We start from the raw sequence: 16,881 nt of genomic DNA on the forward strand, positions 1-16,881 counted from the left end.
GCGGAGGGCGGGCATTCGGCGCGCCGAGATCGTGGACGGCCCTTTTCGCGCGGGGGCGGCACACAGGGGGAGACACCGCGCGGATTTCACCGCGGGTGCTGTGGAGATCTCGCGCGGGGACGTGCCCGCCCCGTACGGATCGCGCGGTCCGTGCGATCCGTACGGGAGAAGAAGGAGGTCGCGGGGCGCCCCACCACCGGCTTCCGGAGGGGGCTTCCAGGGCGCCACGGACACCTGTCGACCACACATGACCGACAGGGGATTATTTTTGAGCGGAACTGCTCATTACGCGAACGAAGCTGACACCCGGACCACCGGAAGGGCCGCCTGACCTGCGTGGCGTCCCCGGTGGCCCCGGTGGCGCGTCAGCGCGCTTCGGCCTCCATCGCCGCCACCAGGCCGGCGGGACGCATGTCGGTCCAGACGCTCTCGATCCGCTCCAGACACTCCTGGCGCGACCCCTCGACGCCCTCGCGGTCCCAGCCGCCGGGGACGTCGAGATGTGCGGGCCAGAGGGAGTACTGGGCTTCGCGGTTCACCAGCACGACGAAGCGACCCGACTCGTCATCGAAGGGATTGCTCACGTTCCCACCCGTTCTCGATATCTTGTTCCAGTCTTTTTCACGCGCGGCCCACCCGGCTTCACCGGGCGACCGAAACGGGATTTCCCCGTACGGCGCGGCGCGTACGCCGCTCCTCCGAGGGGAGCCCGGCACGACCCCGGAGGCGGGCGGTCCGCTCCGCTCCGGACGGGGGAGACGAGCACCCCCGGCCAAGACTTCCCCCTAAAACCGAACTCACTCCGGTCACATTAAAGGATCCTCCTCGGCCAAGGATGCGAGCCTTCATGTTACTTTCGAGTAATTCATCAAGTGGAAAGCTCGGTAAGGGCGAGGGTCATATGCCAAGAGCGGCTCCCGATCGGATATCCAGCCACCCGAAGTCCGCTTAATCCCTACTCGCCCGCTTATCACCCGCACCATTCCGGCTGACCGCCCGACGCACCCTCCGGTTCCCCGGTACGCCCCCCGGAAGCGTGCCGCGCTCCCATGCGCCGTCCATGCGCCCCGCCCGAAAGGCAACCTCCAGCCGGAAAAAGTGGTCCGTCCGGCCATCACGACGCCCTCCGGACGGCCGGTTGACGACACTCCGGAGCGCCGAACCGGAAGCCGTCGGCCATCATCCGCACGGCCGCCCCCCGCCTCCCCCGCCTCGGCCGCCTCCCCCGCCCCGGTCGGGCCACCCGGGAGGAGGACATCCGTCGCGGTCGGTTGACGCTCCTCACAAGTCCTCGACACACTCCCCTCCGTCATCACACACTTTCGGGGAGTGATCACGGCTCACGGGGTAACCGCGTGGTGAAGCGTCACCGCCCCGGGTGGCGTCCGAGGTTGGAGCCTCCGTGTCCCGTTCCAGTTCCCCCGTCCCGCCGGTCTGCCGCGAGATCAAGTGGAGGACCACCGCCTTCCTGATCACCGACTCCTGCCGCGTCCCGCTCGGCGCCACCGTCCGCTACCGGTCCCGCTCTCCCTTCGTCATCGAGCTCACCCTCCACACCCCGGCGGGCGAGACGGTGTGGCACCTGGACCGCGACATGTTCCTCGCCGGCACCGAGGAGCCGGTCGGCATCGGTGAGGTGCACATCCGTCCCGCCCCCTACGACCAGGTCGTCCTGCGCCTGGGCGACCCCTCCCGCGCCGCCCTGATCGGCCTCGGACGCGGCCCGGCGCTGCGCTGGCTGAACACGACGTACACCGTCGTGCCCGCCGGGAGCGAGAGCTCCCACATCGACTGGCGGCCGCTCCTCGACGTCCTCGCCGACTGACCCCGGCGGGCGGCGGGGGCCTCCACCGGGACGGGCGCATACTGGCCCTGTGGAATGGTCGCCGCCCTTCGTGGACGACCTGAGGGAACGGCTCGGGAGCGAGCTCTTCCGACGCGTCGCCGGGCCCTCGGGCGAGAAGACGCGCGCCCGCGTCCACGGCACCCCCGGGCCCCGGTGGTTCGGCCCCGACCGGCCGATCCGCACGGTCCACGGCGACGCGTCGATGTTCGTCGGGGGCCTGACGGCGCTGCTGCTCCAGTCGCTGCACCCGTCGGCCATGGCGGCCGTGGCGGCCCATTCGGGGTTCCGGGGCGACCCGTGGGGCAGGCTGCAGCGGACCAGCACCTTCCTCGCGGTCACGACGTTCGGCACGGCCGACGACGCGCGGCACGCGGTGGAGCGCGTCCGCGCGGTCCACGAGCGGGTGCGGGGCACGACGTCGGAGGGACGGTCGTACCGGGCCTCCGATCCGCACCTCCTGGGCTGGGTGCACGTGGCGGAGGTCCACGGCTTCCTGCGGGCGCACCTGCGCTACGGCGCCTCGCCGCTCACCCGGGCGGACTACGACGGCTACGTGGCGGACGCGGCCCGGATCGCCGAGGAGCTGGGAGCGGAGGACCCGCCCCGGAGCCTGGCCGGGCTCGCCCGGCGGCTGGAGTCGTACCGGCACGAGCTCGGCGGCACCCCCGAGGCCCGGGAGACCGCCCGTTTCCTGCTCCGGGACCCGCCGATCCCCCGCCCGGCCCGCGTGCCGTACGCCCTGCTCACGGCGGCCGCGGTGGAGCTGCTGCCGCCATGGGCCCTCGGGGAGCTGGGCCTTCCGTCGCTCTCCCGGCCCGCGAGGGCGGCGGCGCGGACGGGCGGACGGCTGGCGACCGGGGGGATCCGCTGGGCGATGCGCCCTCCTCCGCCCGCCGTTCCGCCGAGACGGCACGACGGACCGCCCGGAGCCGGGCTCGGGTGACGGACGGCGTCAGTTCCCGAGAGACGGCGATACGGTCGCGGTCCCCAGCGGTGGCGACGCGATCGCGGGCCGGTGCGGTGACCGGGTCGGCGTCTCCCCGCTCGCGGTCGGGGCGCCGATCGAGCCGGTCAGCGTCGCTCCGAGCACGGTCAGCGCCGCGCAGGCGGTGAGGGCGCGGCCGGAGCGGCGGGACACAGAATCCGGGCGGCGGCCGCCGGGAAGCGGGGGCTCACGGGGCGGCACAGGCGCAGGCTCAGGCACGGAAGCGGACGCAGGCACGGACGTGGACGTGGTCGCGGGCGCGGGCACCTCGTCCGGCACGGCCGTCAGGACGCGGAAGCAGGCGTCGGCGTCGGGCCGGCCGCCCTCGTTCGGGTCCGTCATGGCCGCCATCAGCTCGGCGAGGGCCGGGGGAAGGCCCGGCGGGATCACGGGAGGCCGGTGCAGCCGCGCGAGCGCGGACTCCAAGGGGGCGCCCGCGTACTCGAGTTCGCCCTTCAGGGACTCCAGGAGCACCAGGCCGAGGCTGTAGACGTCGGCCGCGGGGCCGGCTCCCCTGCCCAGGGCCTGCTCCGGCGCCATGTAGGCCGCGGTTCCCACCACGGGGCCGGTCTCGACGCGGGCCTCGGGGTCGAACGGCCGGGATATGCCGAAGTCGGTCAGGTACGGGGAACCCTCCCCGTCCAGGAGGACGTTCGACGGCTTCACGTCGCGGTGCACGACGCCGGCCGCGTGCACGTGGGCGAGCGCGGAGGCGAGCGCGGCGCCGGTCCGGACGGTCTCGCGGAGCGTGAGGGGGGTCGCGGCGATGCGGCGGCGCAGGGTCGTTCCCCTGACGAGCTGCATCACCAGGTAGGGCCGCCCTTCCTCGCGTCCGGAGTCGTACAGGGTCACCAGGCCGGGGTGCCGCATCCGGGCCAGCAGGCGGCCCTCGTCGTCGAAGCGCTCCTCCGTGCGGCCCTCGCCGCCCGGACGGAAGATCTTGACCGCCACCGGTCGCCGCAACCGCAGGTCCAGCGCCTCGTACACGTCGGAGGCTCCCCCGCTCCCCAGCAGACCGTCCAGCCGGTACCGCCCGGCGACCGCGTGGGCCGTGAGCCGGAGATCCGGTCGGACCGACCATGGACGGACCATCATCGACGCTCCCTGCGTTCCGTTGCCGTCTTCCGCCGCTCGCCCGCCGGTACGCGCCGGACCCGGCGGCCGTACGCTCCGGGCCCCGTCCGTGCGCGGGCACGGGAGTACGCGTGCCCCGGGAACGCCGGACCATCCCCGTGCGGCGCCGGGCGATTCGGTGAGGGGGGCGGGTCCCCGGAAGAGCGGCGCGCCCTCCCGTCCCCGGCCGGGGGTCCGCCGTAACGTGGCGGGCCGGAGTCCGGCGGTCCGTTGAGGAGTGACGACGTTCATGGGGCAGAGGGACGAGAACGTGGACGCGGTGGTCGTCGGCGCGGGGGCGGCCGGTCTGGCCTGTGCGGCCGATCTGGTCGCGGGCGGGCTCCGGGTGAGGCTGCTGGAGGCCTCGGACGCCGTGGGCGGCCGGATGCGGACCGACCGGGTCGCGGGCTTCACCGTCGACCGCGGCTTCCAGGTGTTCAACACCTCCTATCCGCAGGTGAAGAGGCGGCTGGATCTGCGGGCCCTGCGGCTGAGGCCGTTCACGCCGGGCGTGCTCGTGCACACCGACGACGGGTTCCGCCGCTTCGTCGACCCCACCCGGCGGCCCCGCGAGGGCCGGGACCTGCTGCCCGGCCGGCTGGCCTCGGCCCGGGACCTGGCCGCCCTGGGCGTGCTGTCGGCGAGGGACGTCCTGGCACCGGTCCGGTACCTGCGGAACCGGCCCGACGCCACCACCCTCACCGCCCTGGCCGACGCCGGGATTTCGGCGGAACTGGTGGAGACCTTCTTCCGGCCGTTCCTGTCGGGGGTCTTCCTGGAGGACGAGCTGGAGACCTCCGCCCGCTTCTTCCACCTGGTCTGGCGCACCATGCTGCGCGGCACCCTGTGCCTGCCGGCCGACGGCATCGGGGCCGTACCCGCGCAGTTGGCGTCCGGTCTGCCCGGCGGCGTGCTGCGCACCGGGGAGCCGGTCGCGTCGCTCACCGACCGGGGCGTGGCCCTGGCCGGGGGCGGCGAGGTGTCCGCCCGCGCGGTCGTGGTCGCCACCGGTCCGCGCGACGCCGCCCGGCTGCTCCCCGGCCCGGACGTGCCGGACGGACGCGTCGTCACGACCCTGTACCACGCGGCGGAACGCTCTCCGCTGTCCGAGCCGACCCTGGTGGTCGACGCGCGGCGCCGCTTCCTCAACACCTGCGTCCTGACCGAGGTGCACCGCGGCTTCTCCGCGGACGGCCGGGCGCTGGTATCGACCTCCGTCCTCGGGGACCCGGACGCGGAGCGGGAGGGGGCGGTCCTCGCCGCCCTCTCCGAGGTCTACGGCACGGACGCCGGGGCCTGGGAGCCGGTGCACCGCGTCGTGGTGCGCGACGCCCTCCCGGCCATGCCGCCGCCCCTCCCCCTCTCCCGCACCGGCCGCGTCTCCCCCGGCCGGTACGTGTGCGGGGACCACCGGGCGACGGGCTCGGTCCAGGGCGCCCTGGCCTCCGGCACCCGCACGGCCCGGGAGGTCCTGGCCGACCTGTGACGCGCGCCCCATGGCTTGACCCGCACCGAGGGTTGGCGCTTTTCGAGTGCCGTATCGGAGCGAGCCGGGGGTGACGGTTCGTATCCTTTACGTGTTCGTCGCGTCACGCACTGTGCAGGGAGTCTCTTGTTGGGTACGCAGTCCCGGACGGCCGGTGTCGGCTCCTCCTCACCCCCCTCCTCATTTCCGCCCGACGGTTCCCGAGCGCCGTGGCACGAACGGGCCCGGGACGTCGTCGCGTTCGGCGGGTTCGATCCGCGCCTCGCGGCGGAGGCGGAGGAGCTGGCGCTCGCGGGCGGGCTGAGCGCGCGGGACCTCCGGGCCCTGCTCCTCCTGACGGACGACCACCCCGGGTGGCTTCCCGCCCGGAGGCGCGCGGTCGCGGCCCTGGGGGAGCGTCCGGAGGTGCCGCAGCAGGTGCTGGCCCTGCACGCGCAGTTGGAGGCGTGGGCGCCGCCCGCGTACGCGGAGTCCTCGGAGCCGCTGCCGGACGGGGAGACCCTCCACCGGGCGGAGCTCCGGATCGGTCCGGCCGACGCGGTCGCGAACGGGCCCGTCCGCACGGCCCCTTCCGCGGGGTCGGCCCGCCGGGCGGCGGCCGACGCCGTGCTCCGGGCCCTGGCCGGCGTCGGGACGGAGCGGCTGCGGCTTCCGGGGATGACGGCGGAGCTGTTCGACTCGCTCCTGGGCACGCGCCTCGAAAGCGCGGCGGAGCCGGGCGAGGAGCTCCACGCCGAACTCGTGCGGCGGGCGACCGCCTCGCGGCTGCGGCACCGCGACGCCCTGCGGCTGCTCTTCGGCACGACGGCCCCCGGCTGGCAGGAGGTCCGGCTGCTCGCCCTCGACCACACGGCGCGGATGCCGCCGTCGGCGGCGACCCTGCTCCAGTGGCGGGCCGAGGCCTGCCGGGCCGGACTCCGTCACACGACGGTGGAGCGCCCCGGGGGCTTCGCCTCGGCGTGGAGCTGGGAGGAGGCCGACGGCCGGGTCCTTACGGGCCCCGAGCGGGTCTCCGACGACCGGCGCACGTCCCTGCACGGCGCCGCGGTCGCCCTCCTCGCCCTGCTGTGCGGGCTGCCCGAGCCCCGGGACCTGGTCGAGGAGAAGCCGCGGAAGGCCCCGCCCCGGATCCAGCCGGTTCCGCGGGGCGCGGATCCGGTGAAGTACCTGAACAAGTACACCCAGCTGGAGGTGATCACGAAGCCGGAGCCGACCGTCACCTCCTCGCCCAGGCGCATCGTCTGCGCGTACACCTGCCGGCACGTGGCGACGGGCACGACGGTACGGGCGACGGGCACGGCGCGCGTGAAGGGGGACGCGCGCCGGGAGGCGGCCGCGGCCCTGATCGAGGAACTGGCCCGGCTGGAGGCGGAGACCGCCAGGCGGCCGGAACGGCCCGTACGGGAGGGGCGGTCCGTACGGCCGGAGCAATCCGTACGGCAGGAGCAGCCCGTACGGGAGGAGCAGCTCGTACGGTCGGAGCGGTCCGCGCCTCCGGTACCGCCGCGTCCCGCCGTGCCCGTCGTGATCCCGAGGCCCCGGCCCGCGCGGCCGGCGGTCGTCCTGCCCGCGCCGCGCACGGAGAACCCCGCGCCGCCGGACGTGCCGGAGCCGCCGGGGCAGGGGCTGTCGGCCGGTGCCGTGGCCGGTGAGGCGCTCGCGGCCGGGTGCGCGCTCTCCCTCGTCCCGCCGACCGGCGGCGAGCCGGTGGCCGGGATGCTGCTGTACCGGGCGGACGGCGCGCCGATGCCCGAGGTGCCGCTGCCCGCGCCGCTCGCCGCGACCGTCCGCCGGCTCGTCGTGCCGGCGGCCGACGGGCCCGTGGAGGTGACCGGCTGGCGGCTGCCCCTCGCCGAGGCCGTGCCGCTCCTGCTCGGCCGGTCCCGGTTCGCCGCGTGGCACCCGACGGCCGTGGAGTGGGAGCAGGCGGCGCGCCTGGGCGTACGGCTCGTGGCCGCCGGGCTCGTCCGTCCGGCGCTCGGCCCGGACGGGGTCGGCCGGTGGCGGGTCGGCCCCCTTCCGGATGCCGCCTTACAGGCCGTGGACGAGCTGGCGCACCACATGTCGCCGCACGCCCACGCCGTCACCGGCGGCGGGTCCGCCCCGTCGGCGCGGGAGGAGGCCCTGCCCGCGCGGGAGGCGGTCCTGGTCTTCCTGGACGCCGTGGCCGACGGCCTGGTGCGGACACCCGCGGCGGTCATGTTCGGCTCCGGCCCGTTCACGGGCCCCGCCGGGGGCCGTGTTCCGGACGCCGTGGCCGGGGCGGTGCGGCCCTGGCTCGACGCGGTCGAGGACCGGCTGGACGACGGCCCGCCGCCCGGCCTCGTCCTGGAGATGCGGGAGCCCTCCGAACGCGAGGCCCTGGACGGGCGTCTGACGGGGCGCCTCCTGATCGACGCCGGGCCCGGACGGGAGGGGGGCGAGGTCGCGGCCGGTCCGCTGTGGTCGGGGCGCGCCTTCCTCCGGGGTGTCGACCGGAACCGGTCGCGGGAGCGGGTCGGGCGCCTCCTGGAGCGGCTGGACCGGCTGTGCCCCGGCCTCGCGGGACTGGCCTCGCGGCCCGAGGCGTTCACCGTGGACGCGACGGGGACCACCCGGCTCCTGCGGGCGGAGGAGGAGTTGGCCGCCGCCGGGATGCGGCTGCGCTGGCCGGACCGCCTGCGCCGGGGGCTCACCTCGTACGCGGTCGTCGGCACCGCGACGGACGCCGGGGGCGCCGGGGCGCCCCGGTTCGACCTGCGGGCCCTGCTGGACTTCCGGTGGCAGGTCGCGCTCGGCGACGACACGCTGAGCGAGGCCGAGATGGACGCGCTCGCCGAGGCCGCCCGCCCCCTGGTCCGGGTGCGCGGCCGGTGGGTGCTGCTCGATCCCACCGTGCGCGCCCGCGCGCGCCGCCGGGAGATCGGCCGGCTGGCCGGGATCGACGCGCTCGCCGCCGCGCTCACCGGCACCGTGGGCGTCGACGGCCGGCAGGTCGCCTGCCGGGCGGCGGGGGACCTCGCCGGGGTCGTCGCCGCGCTGCGCCGGGGCGAGCACGTCTCCCCCGTCGCCGTTCCGGCCCGGCTGCGGGCCGTGCTGCGCGGCTACCAGGAACGCGCCCTGGCCTGGCTCGCCCACACCGGCGGCGCGGGGTTCGGCGCCGTGCTCGCCGACGACATGGGCCTCGGCAAGACCCTCACCGCCATCGCGTACGTCCTGCACCGCCACGAGACCGGGCACGACGGTCCCGTCCTGGTGGTGTGCCCGTCCTCCCTGGTCACCAACTGGCAGCGGGAGATCGACCGGTTCGCCCCGCACCTGGACGTGGTCCGCTACCACGGCGCCGGCCGGAGCCTGGACCCCGTCGGCGGGCGCACGGTCGTCCTCACCACCTACGGCGTGCTGCGGCGGGACGCGGAACTCGCCTCCACCGCCTGGGACCTGGTCGTCGCCGACGAGGCGCAGCACACCAAGAACCACGCGTCGGCGACGGCCGGGGCCCTGCGCGCGCTCACCTCCACGGCCCGGCTCGCCCTGACCGGAACGCCCGTGGAGAACAACCTCTCCGAGCTGTGGTCGCTGATCGACTGGGCCAACCCGGGCCTGTTCGGCACGCTGAAGGCGTTCCGGGCCCGCTACGCGACCGCCGCCGAGCGCGAGCCCGGCGGGCCCGCCGCCCAGGCGCTCGCCCGGCTGGTCGCGCCGTTCGTGCTGCGCCGCACCAAGAGCGACCCGGGCATCGCGCCCGAGCTGCCCGCCAAGGTCGAGACGCGTAGAATCGTCGAGCTCACGCCCGAGCAGGTCGCCCTGTACGAGGCCGTCGTGCGGGAGACGATGGACCAGATCGCCGGGTCCTCCGCCGCCACCCGCTCCGGTCTGGTCCTGAAGCTGATCACCGCGCTCAAGCAGATCACCAACCACCCCGCCCACTACCTCCGGGAGGCGCATCCCGGCCTGGCGCAGGTACGGCGGTTCGGCCGGCGGTCGGCCAAGCTGGAGGCGCTCGCCGAACTCACCGGGACGATCGCCCGGCGCGGCGAGGCCGCCCTCGTCTTCACGAGCTACGTCGCCATGGGCCGGCTCCTGGAGGAGCACCTCACGCACCTGGGGCACCGCCCGCTGTCCCTGCACGGCGGTCTGGACGCCGGGCGGCGGCAGGAGGTCGTGGACGCCTTCCAGCGCGGCGGGACGCCCCTGCTCGTCCTCTCCCTCCGGGCCGGGGGCACCGGCCTGAACCTGACCCGGGCCAGCCACGTCGTCCACTTCGACCGCAGCTGGAACGCGGCGGTCGAGGACCAGGCGTCCGACCGCGCCCACCGGATCGGCCAGCGGCGGACCGTCACCGTCCACCGGCTCGTCACCCGGGGCACGATCGAGGACCGGATCGACCAGCTCCTCGCCCACAAGCGCACCCTGCAGAACACGGTCCTGGCCTCCGGCGGCACCGGGTTCGCCCGCCTCACCGACCACGAACTCGCGGAACTCGTCCGCCTGGGAGCACCCGGATGACCACGATCCCGCCCCGTCGGCGCGCCACCACCACCGCCACCGCCGAACATCCCTCTCGTACGCGCCCTCCCGTGGAGGCCCCGGAGGGAGGCACCGCGACCGACGCCCGTACAGTCCCGGGGGCAACCCCGGCCGAGGCCGCCGGGGCGCCGGTCCTTCCCACCCAGGGCGTACGGACCGGGGCCCTGCCGCCGCTCCCGCCGCTCGACCTCCACGGAGCCGTGCCGGTCCTCGACGCGGTCACCGCCGAACCGCCCGCCCCGCTGCCGGAGCTCGCCGTCCTGCGCGCGCTCGTCCGGGACGCCGCCCGGCGCGCCGCCGCACTCCTCCAGGGCCACGTCCCCGAGGCCCACGACACCGTCGCCGACATCGTCCGCTTCACCGTCGGCGCCGGCGGCGACCACCTGGAGACCGCGGCCGCCCACCTCGGCCTCACGCCGCTCCGGATGCGGCACCTCACCGCCGCCTACCACCACGGCGGTCCGCACGGTGCCGCCGCCTGCCTCTCCCCCCGGCCCGCCCATCCGGCCGCGCTCGCCGCGGCGGAGGCCGCGATCCGGCCGCTGCGCCCCTCCCCCGGCGCCCCGCTCGAACGCCACCGCGACCGGCTCACCGACCCGCCCGCCGGGGTGCAGCTGCGCCACGGCCCGGACGGGCGCTGGTATCCGTACGCCGACCTCCACGGCACCTGGCAGCCGGTCGCCGGACCGCACGGGGACCCCGCCCGCGCGTACCGGGCCGCCCGTCTCGCCCTGCGGCAGCGGCGCTGATCGCGGGGCGCATGTGGACCGGCCGCCGGGGTAGCCGGGGCAGTGACCGGAGGAAAGGAAAAACCACCATGAAACCGTCACGTCTCGTGTTCAAGCCGCTCTCGCTCGCCGTGAGCGCCGGGACCGGTGTGCTCGCGGGAGCCGCGTTCAAGAAGACGTGGCAGATCCTGGGGCACGACGACGACACCCCCGACGCCACCGACGAGCACCGTGGCTGGGGCGAGGTCCTGCTCGCCGCGGCGCTGCACGGCGCGATCTTCGCCCTGGTGAAGGCCGCCGTCGACCGGGGCGGGGCCACGGCGGTGCGCCGGGTGACGGGCAGCTGGCCCGCCTGATTCCGTACCGCACGGACGAACCGGAGCGCCGCCCCTTTTCCACGGGGGCGGCGCTCCGGTCCGTTCGGGCCCTTCCATCTACCTACTCGGTCTCCTCGGTGGCGGTGGTGATCCGGGCGCAGGCCTTCACGACCTCGTGGAGGTCGAGGCCCTCGTCGCGCAGGGCGCGCTGGCGGTCCGCCCCGCCGCCGTGGGCCAGGTGGGCGGCGATCCCCTTCCGCGCGTCGTCGAGGTCGCCGGTGTCCGCGAGGGCCTCCTCGACGTGGTCGAGGAGGGCTTCGTACGCCGCCTCGACGGAGGTCTCCTTCAGGGTGAGGGGGTGGAGGAGCGGCCCCCGGAGGCCGGACCGGGCGGCGCGCCAGGACGCGAGCCGCAGGAGTCCGGCGGAGACGGGCGCCGGGGGCTCGCCCTTGCGCCAGGCGCGGGCGGCGGTCTCCACGAGCCCCCGCGCGAGGGTCGCGATGAGGACGGTGGTGTCGGCCTCCAGACAGACGTCGGCGACCCGGATCTCCACGGTCGGGTAGTTCGCGGAGAGGCGGGCGTCGAAGTAGATCATGCCGGGGTCGCGCAGGACGCCGGTCTCCACCATGGCCTCGACCTGCTGGTGGTACACGTCCGGGCTGCCGAACAGCTCGTACGGGCCGGCGGACGGCCAGCGGTTCCAGACCCGGCTGCGGTAGCTGCTGTATCCGCTGTCCTCCCCCTGCCAGAAGGGGGAGTTCGCGCTGAGCGCGTTCAGGAGGTAGAGCCAGGGCCGGATCCGGTCGAGGACGGCGACGCCCTCCTCGTCGGAGTCGACGGCGACGTGGACGTGGCAGCCGCACGTCAGCTGTTCCTTGGTGGTGAGGGCGAACTGCTCGGCCATCCACCGGTACCTCTCGCCCCGGTGGCGGGATGGCTCGACGGGGACGGGCGAGGTGGCGAGGGCGGCGACGACCGCGTCGGACTCCCGGGCGTAGCGCAGGGCCTCGCCCCGCCACCGTACGATCTCCTTCCGCATCTCCGCCATGTCCGTCAGCGGCTGGGTGGAGAACTCCAGCTGCTCCTGGTGCAGCTCCTTCTCGAAGACCTCCCCCGCCTCGTCGCCGCGCAGGGCCGCCGACGCCAGGACCGCCGACGACACGGCGAACGGCTCGCCCGTCCTGGCGTTGACGAGCATCAGCTCTTCTTCGACTCCTACCGTGCGCATCGACTCTCCCCTACATCGGTGAACGTCCCGCGCCGCCGGCCGCCGGAAGGGGCCGTGAGCGGTGCGAGACGGGAACTCTCTCTCCCGCGTATGCCCGCTTCCGCGTCCGTGACGCACCTGGGACCACCCCTCTCAGCAGGAGTTTTCAACTCCGCGGTTACGGGACGGAGTCCGGGCCGGCTCAGCCGTAGGTGACGGTGACCTTCTCGAAGCCGAGGGCGCGCAGGAGGCCCTGGAGCATGGCGGTGGTGTTGCGTTCCGCCCGGGTGGTGAGGTCGCTCTCCTTCGCGGCGTCGCCGATGTGCCGGGCGGCGAGGACGTTGACGGCCTGCTCGCCCGCCGGGTTGTCGGAGAAGAGGTCGCCGAGCCGGTCGAGGAGGCCGCGTTGCTTGGACACCGTGTAGGAGCGCTCGGGGTCGAGGAACGGCCGGTCCAGTCGCGCGTGCGGCAGCCGGAGGGTGGCGGTGGTGCGTTCCTCGTCGACGGTGACGGCGTTCTCGCCGAGGCCCGAGAAGTCGACGTAGGCGCTGACGCTGCCGCTGGCGACGTACAGCGTGCGGGTGCCGCGGATCGCGTCGGGCAGGAACCGGGCGTCCTTCTCCAGGTCGACCACGACCTGGTAGGCGCCGGCGGCACCCTCGTGGCGGTTCATGTCCTGGATCGACTTCAGGACGGCGGGGCCGGTGCGGTCCTTGGTGTTGCTCCCGAACAGGTCGCCCAGGCCGGGTGGCTGGAAGAACCGGCCCAGCAGGACCAGCACCAGGATGAGGGTGAGGAGCACGGCGGCGAGGGGCCACCCGCGGGTGGCGCGTCCGGACCGCCGGGGCTCGCGCGAGGGTCTGCTCTCCGTGTCTTGTTCCATGCGCGTCTCGTGCCCGCTGCGCCTCCGCCCATGCGGAACCCGCCCCGGTTCACGGCTCGTTGGGGTGTACGGGGCGGCTGTGGCCGTTGTCGTGCCGGCCCCGGCGCGCGTGGGTTGCGGCGCCGCTTCCCGGGTAGCCGCTTTCCCTCGGAGAGGCCGACGATGGGGGCGGAACATGAGGATGTGGAGACGTGACCGGAGCGCGGACGGCGCCGTGGCGACCAAGGCGGGCGGTTCCGTGCCCGCCGCACCCGTGCCGCCGCCAGAGCCGCCCCGCGAGGCCCTCCGCGAGGCCGAGGAGCCGCGCGGGCCGGTCCGCGAGGCGGAGGCGGAGGAGCGGCGGGGGCCCGGCCGGGCGGTCCGGGCGCTGGTGGCGCTGGTCGCCCTCGTGGGCATGGTGGCGTTCGCGATCGTCCTGGCCAAGCTCACCCTGAACGCGTCGCCGGCGTCCGTGCCCCTCACGCACAGCAATCTGACGCCGGGCAGTTCCATCCGCGCGTACCTGGAGCAGCCGGCGTTCTTGGAGACGGTGAAGCAGCTCGGCGGCAACGTGCTGCTCGGCGTGCCGTTCGGCGTGCTGCTGCCGCTGTTCTCTCGGAAGACGCGCGGGCTGGTGCGGGTGGCCCTGCTCACGATCGTGACGATGCTGCTCGTCGAGCTGGTGCAGGGCGCCCTCATCACGGGACGCGCCTTCGACATCGACGACGTCCTGCTCAACACCACCGGCGCGCTGCTCGGCTATCTGCTCGTCGGACGGCGTCTGGGCCGCGCGGTGCACCCGCGGGTCCGGCGCCGGTGGTGGCAGCGGCGCCCCGCCCGGCAGAAGGGGTCCGAACAGGTCCTGGCCACCGACCGGTAGGCTCCCCCGGCATGACGGACGACTGGCGGGCGGACCGGATCGGGGCCGCGCTGCGGGGCGAGAACCCGACGGTGCTGCGGCGGCTCGACGCGTCATTCGCGGTGATCGGCGACGTGCAGTTCCTGCCGGGCTACTCGGTGCTCCTGGTGGACGATCCGGGGGTCCGGCGGCTGTCCGAACTGCCGAGGGCGAAGCGGCTGGCGTTCCTCACCGAGATGGATCGGCTCGGTGAGGCCGTCGAGCGGGTCTGCTTGCGGCTGGATCCGGCTTTCCGCCGGGTCAACCTGGAGATCCTGGGGAACACCGATCCGTTCCTGCACGCCCATGTGTGGCCGCGGTTCGCGTGGGAACCGGCCGGCTTGGCGGGCAAGCCGGTGTGGCTGTACCCGCCCGGCCGGTGGAGCGAGGAGCGGTTCCGGCTCGGTCCCCGGCACGACGTGCTGCGGGAGGCGATCGGCGGCGAGCTGGACCGGCTGCGGGCGGCGGTCTGACGGCCGGGGTCAGGGGCCGGCGACGAGCCGGCCGAGCCGCGCGGCCAGCCACGGCCTGCGGCCACCGGCCCGCATCCGCCCCCTCGCGACCGCCTTCCAGACCGGCGTGCGCCGGAAGGAGACCAGGAGGAAGGTGACCGGATCCGCGACGATCCGGCAGTCGTAGGCGCGCGGCGGGGCGTCGCGGGTCACCGTCGCCGTCCCGTCGTCGACGACGACCGCGAGGCGCGGACCCCCCTCGATCGCGAGGTCGAAGGCGATGCGCACGCCCCGCGCCTTCACCGGGTCCAGGGCCGCCGCCATCATCGTCGGCATCGACTGCCCCAGGACGAGCCGGGCCTCGTCCCGGCCGATCGACCAGGGGAGGCGGGCGCCGCGCGCGATGTCCAGTCCGTGCACGAGGGTCTCGCTGAGCATCAGGCCGGTCACCGTGGCCAGGGTGACCGGCACGTCCCCGTACCAGGGCGCGGAGACGGGGGTGTCCAGGGCGAGGCCCTCGGTGACGCGCAGGAACGTCTCGCCCCGCTCCGCGACGAAGTCGGCCGTCCCGGCGCGCTCCTCACGGCCGAACAGGGTGACGGAGCGGGCGTTCATGGCCGTGATCCGCTCGACGAACGTACCCCCGGCGAGCGCCCCCTCGGCGGACGCCAGAACGTCCTTCCACTCCGTTGCCGTTTCGGGCGAGACGAGGGCGGTGTACGCGAGGTAGACGGCCGCCAGGTGCGTGCCGACGTCGCCGACCGACCAGACGGGGACGCCCGATCCCACGTCCGGGTCGGGCACGGCGCGGAGCAGCCCGACCAGGCGCGGGATCGCGGCGGCCAGCGCGGCGCGGGCCCTCTCGTGCTCGGTGACGGGATCGAACGTCGTGACGGTGCCCATACCACTCCCCCAAGTCGCGTACGGAGCCGCAGATTACCGCCGGGTAGCACGGCTGCGACAGCCCTCCGGGAGCGAGGAGGACGACTGGACTGCTCCGGCTCCGTGCGGACGGTGCTGGGCTACCGCGCGCCACCCCCTGTTGTCCTCGGACAGGTCGGGTGACGGCACGGCGCGCTCCCGCCAGGGCGTGGACGTCCTGCCGCTGACCGGTGTCGCGGCGCAGAACGGACCCACCGTCGGCGACGTCGGCGGCGTCTCCCGGCTCGACGGCAACGGCTACCACGCCAAGACCCCGCGCAGCTCGAAGCGCCTCCAGTCGCCGGTACCCCGGCCGGTAGCCTCGGTCGGACAACGGACGTACGGGGGGTTGTCGTGAGCGAGGCGCTCTATGACGAGCAGTCGTGGAATCCGCTGGCACGGGTCGTCGGGCTGTCCGGGGACGGTCTGCGCAGGGGCGGCAGGACGACTCCCCTGGAGGAGCTGAACCTCGCCGCGACGGCCGAGGCCTTCCTGCGCGGCCGGTGGCTCGGGGGCGGCGGTGCGGAACGCCCGCTGGACGGGCTGCCGGAGGGGCCGGGGATAGTGCCGGTGACCCGTGTCACCGGGACCAGCACGCCGGTGAAGGTGCGCCGGGCCGCCGAGTTCGCCCGTGCCCTGGGCGGGCTGGCGGTACGGCGGTGCGGCGGGCCGGAGCGGGTGGCCGAGCTGGCGGCCCGGGCCCGGGCCGAGGACGTGCCGCTGTGGATGGCGCGGCGGTACGCGGAGGGGCCCGCCGGGCCGGTCGTCGTCGCCGTGGACCGGCGCCTGGTGCGCGTGGACGTGTTCGGCGCGCACGCCCCCGTCGTACGGCTCCGGGCGCCCGGGGGCTTCCGGGCCGACTCCCCCGACCCGTCCAAGGGCCTGTCCCTGACCGTCGGCGACGCCGAGGCGAGGCTCGTCCTCACCAAGAAGCTGCGCAAGTCCAGGAGCTCGGTGGAGGCGTGGCTGCCCGGACAGCACTGGGAGCTGCGGCGCGAGGGCTCGGGCGGTTCCCGGCTGCTGCGCGACGGGCGGCGCGTCGCCCTGCTGACCCGGCCGCCGTCCCGGCCGGTGCTCGCACCGGGCACGCTCCTGCTGCCGCTCGCCCCGGTGCGGTACGAGACCTCCGACCCGCTGGACGCCGCCGTGGCGCATCTCTTCGCCACCGCCTTCGGCCTCGGGGACACCACGGGCACGGCCCGTTTCCGGTCGCGGCCGGCCGCATCGGACGGGGCCGAGCCGATCGTCGTCGACGCGTGCTGGGACCGCCCCTGGTACAGCAACCTCGGCGGCGGGCGCGAGGACAACGAACCCGGCGGCAACGACGGCTGGGGATCGGACGGCGGCAGCGGCGGGGACTCCGGCGGGAGCGACGGCGGCGGTGACGGCGGAGGCGGGGGCGGCGGCGACTAGGGACCGGTCCGCCGGGCGGGCCCCGAGCCCCGGTGCCCGGTCCGCCGGACGGGTCCGGTCGACTGGCGGGCGGGGCGCGCGGAGGGATGATGGAGGTCCGGCCCCGCGCAGCAGGGGGCCCGTGGCGGCATGGCGGAAACGCTC

The 16,881-nt window shown here is 75.3% G+C and carries 15 protein-coding genes; 10 read left to right on the forward strand and 5 right to left on the reverse strand.

Annotated features, from left to right (window positions below):
* Positions 1–365: 365 nt before the first annotated feature.
* Positions 366–584, reverse strand: coding sequence for an MbtH family NRPS accessory protein (locus ACIQD7_RS07365; RefSeq protein WP_053642736.1), 219 nt, complete (start codon positions 582–584; stop codon positions 366–368).
* Positions 585–1,402: 818 nt separating this feature from the next.
* Here ACIQD7_RS07365 and ACIQD7_RS07370 point away from each other — a divergent pair.
* On the forward strand, positions 1,403–1,825 hold the full coding sequence (locus ACIQD7_RS07370) for an SsgA family sporulation/cell division regulator (RefSeq protein WP_161372465.1): 423 nt from the start codon (positions 1,403–1,405) through the stop codon (positions 1,823–1,825).
* 49 nt (positions 1,826–1,874) lie between these two features.
* Entirely contained in the window at positions 1,875–2,789 is a 915-nt protein-coding gene (locus tag ACIQD7_RS07375) for an oxygenase MpaB family protein (RefSeq protein ID WP_402440342.1), read from the forward strand.
* A gap of 9 nt (positions 2,790–2,798) precedes the next feature.
* Here the strand turns inward: ACIQD7_RS07375 and ACIQD7_RS07380 are convergent, their stop codons facing one another.
* On the reverse strand, positions 2,799–3,926 hold the full coding sequence (locus tag ACIQD7_RS07380; protein ID WP_402440344.1) for a serine/threonine-protein kinase: 1,128 nt from the start codon (positions 3,924–3,926) through the stop codon (positions 2,799–2,801).
* A gap of 268 nt (positions 3,927–4,194) precedes the next feature.
* Here ACIQD7_RS07380 and ACIQD7_RS07385 point away from each other — a divergent pair, with 268 nt between their 5' ends.
* From ACIQD7_RS07385 to ACIQD7_RS07400, 4 genes are all read left to right on the forward strand, one after another.
* Positions 4,195–5,430, forward strand: coding sequence for an NAD(P)/FAD-dependent oxidoreductase (locus ACIQD7_RS07385; RefSeq protein WP_121832539.1), 1,236 nt, complete (start codon positions 4,195–4,197; stop codon positions 5,428–5,430).
* A gap of 129 nt (positions 5,431–5,559) precedes the next feature.
* Positions 5,560–9,918, forward strand: coding sequence for an SNF2-related protein (locus ACIQD7_RS07390; protein WP_402440347.1), 4,359 nt, complete (start codon positions 5,560–5,562; stop codon positions 9,916–9,918).
* Positions 9,915–10,688: a hypothetical protein gene (locus ACIQD7_RS07395; RefSeq protein WP_402440349.1), complete on the forward strand. Its 774-nt coding sequence runs from the start codon at positions 9,915–9,917 to the stop codon at positions 10,686–10,688. Before ACIQD7_RS07390 ends, ACIQD7_RS07395 begins: the two co-directional genes overlap by 4 nt.
* Positions 10,689–10,756: 68 nt before the next feature.
* Entirely contained in the window at positions 10,757–11,023 is a 267-nt protein-coding gene (locus tag ACIQD7_RS07400; protein WP_402440351.1) for a DUF4235 domain-containing protein, read from the forward strand.
* Positions 11,024–11,105: 82 nt separating this feature from the next.
* Here the strand turns inward: ACIQD7_RS07400 and ACIQD7_RS07405 are convergent, their stop codons facing one another.
* The gene (locus tag ACIQD7_RS07405; RefSeq protein WP_161373982.1) at positions 11,106–12,212 is read right to left on the reverse strand and encodes a glutamate--cysteine ligase; all 1,107 of its coding nucleotides are present in this window, start codon (positions 12,210–12,212) and stop codon (positions 11,106–11,108) included.
* A gap of 181 nt (positions 12,213–12,393) precedes the next feature.
* The gene (locus tag ACIQD7_RS07410; RefSeq protein WP_402440353.1) at positions 12,394–13,074 is read right to left on the reverse strand and encodes a DUF4230 domain-containing protein; all 681 of its coding nucleotides are present in this window, start codon (positions 13,072–13,074) and stop codon (positions 12,394–12,396) included.
* A 181-nt stretch (positions 13,075–13,255) separates the two neighbouring features.
* Here ACIQD7_RS07410 and ACIQD7_RS07415 point away from each other — a divergent pair, with 181 nt between their 5' ends.
* Positions 13,256–13,933: a VanZ family protein gene (locus tag ACIQD7_RS07415; protein WP_402440355.1), complete on the forward strand. Its 678-nt coding sequence runs from the start codon at positions 13,256–13,258 to the stop codon at positions 13,931–13,933.
* 11 nt (positions 13,934–13,944) lie between these two features.
* Positions 13,945–14,424, forward strand: coding sequence for an HIT family protein (locus ACIQD7_RS07420; protein ID WP_402440357.1), 480 nt, complete (start codon positions 13,945–13,947; stop codon positions 14,422–14,424).
* 9 nt (positions 14,425–14,433) lie between these two features.
* Here the strand turns inward: ACIQD7_RS07420 and ACIQD7_RS07425 are convergent, their stop codons facing one another.
* Positions 14,434–15,306 (reverse strand): maleylpyruvate isomerase N-terminal domain-containing protein, encoded by an 873-nt coding sequence (locus ACIQD7_RS07425; protein WP_402440359.1) that lies wholly within the window; start codon positions 15,304–15,306, stop codon positions 14,434–14,436.
* A gap of 139 nt (positions 15,307–15,445) precedes the next feature.
* Here ACIQD7_RS07425 and ACIQD7_RS07430 point away from each other — a divergent pair, with 139 nt between their 5' ends.
* Positions 15,446–15,682, forward strand: a complete 237-nt coding sequence (locus ACIQD7_RS07430) for a hypothetical protein (protein ID WP_402440361.1) — start codon at positions 15,446–15,448, stop codon at positions 15,680–15,682.
* Positions 15,679–16,737, forward strand: a complete 1,059-nt coding sequence (locus ACIQD7_RS07435) for a hypothetical protein (protein ID WP_402440363.1) — start codon at positions 15,679–15,681, stop codon at positions 16,735–16,737. Before ACIQD7_RS07430 ends, ACIQD7_RS07435 begins: the two co-directional genes overlap by 4 nt.
* The last annotated feature ends 144 nt before the right edge of the window (positions 16,738–16,881 follow it).

Source organism: Streptomyces sp. NPDC093071, assembly GCF_044754545.1.
Lineage (GTDB): Bacteria > Actinomycetota > Actinomycetes > Streptomycetales > Streptomycetaceae > Streptomyces.

Excerpts from the sequence above, each read along its gene's own strand:
- ACIQD7_RS07415 (WP_402440355.1), top strand. The coding sequence starts at position 13,256 with ATGTGGAGACGTGACCGGAGCGCGGACGGCGCCGTGGCGACCAAGGCG.
- ACIQD7_RS07385 (WP_121832539.1), top strand. The coding sequence starts at position 4,195 with ATGGGGCAGAGGGACGAGAACGTGGACGCGGTGGTCGTCGGCGCGGGG.
- ACIQD7_RS07425 (WP_402440359.1), bottom strand. The coding sequence starts at position 15,306 with ATGGGCACCGTCACGACGTTCGATCCCGTCACCGAGCACGAGAGGGCC.
- ACIQD7_RS07420 (WP_402440357.1), top strand. The coding sequence starts at position 13,945 with ATGACGGACGACTGGCGGGCGGACCGGATCGGGGCCGCGCTGCGGGGC.
- ACIQD7_RS07395 (WP_402440349.1), top strand. The coding sequence starts at position 9,915 with ATGACCACGATCCCGCCCCGTCGGCGCGCCACCACCACCGCCACCGCC.
- ACIQD7_RS07380 (WP_402440344.1), bottom strand. The coding sequence starts at position 3,926 with ATGATGGTCCGTCCATGGTCGGTCCGACCGGATCTCCGGCTCACGGCC.
- ACIQD7_RS07410 (WP_402440353.1), bottom strand. The coding sequence starts at position 13,074 with ATGGAACAAGACACGGAGAGCAGACCCTCGCGCGAGCCCCGGCGGTCC.
- ACIQD7_RS07400 (WP_402440351.1), top strand. The coding sequence starts at position 10,757 with ATGAAACCGTCACGTCTCGTGTTCAAGCCGCTCTCGCTCGCCGTGAGC.
- ACIQD7_RS07405 (WP_161373982.1), bottom strand. The coding sequence starts at position 12,212 with ATGCGCACGGTAGGAGTCGAAGAAGAGCTGATGCTCGTCAACGCCAGG.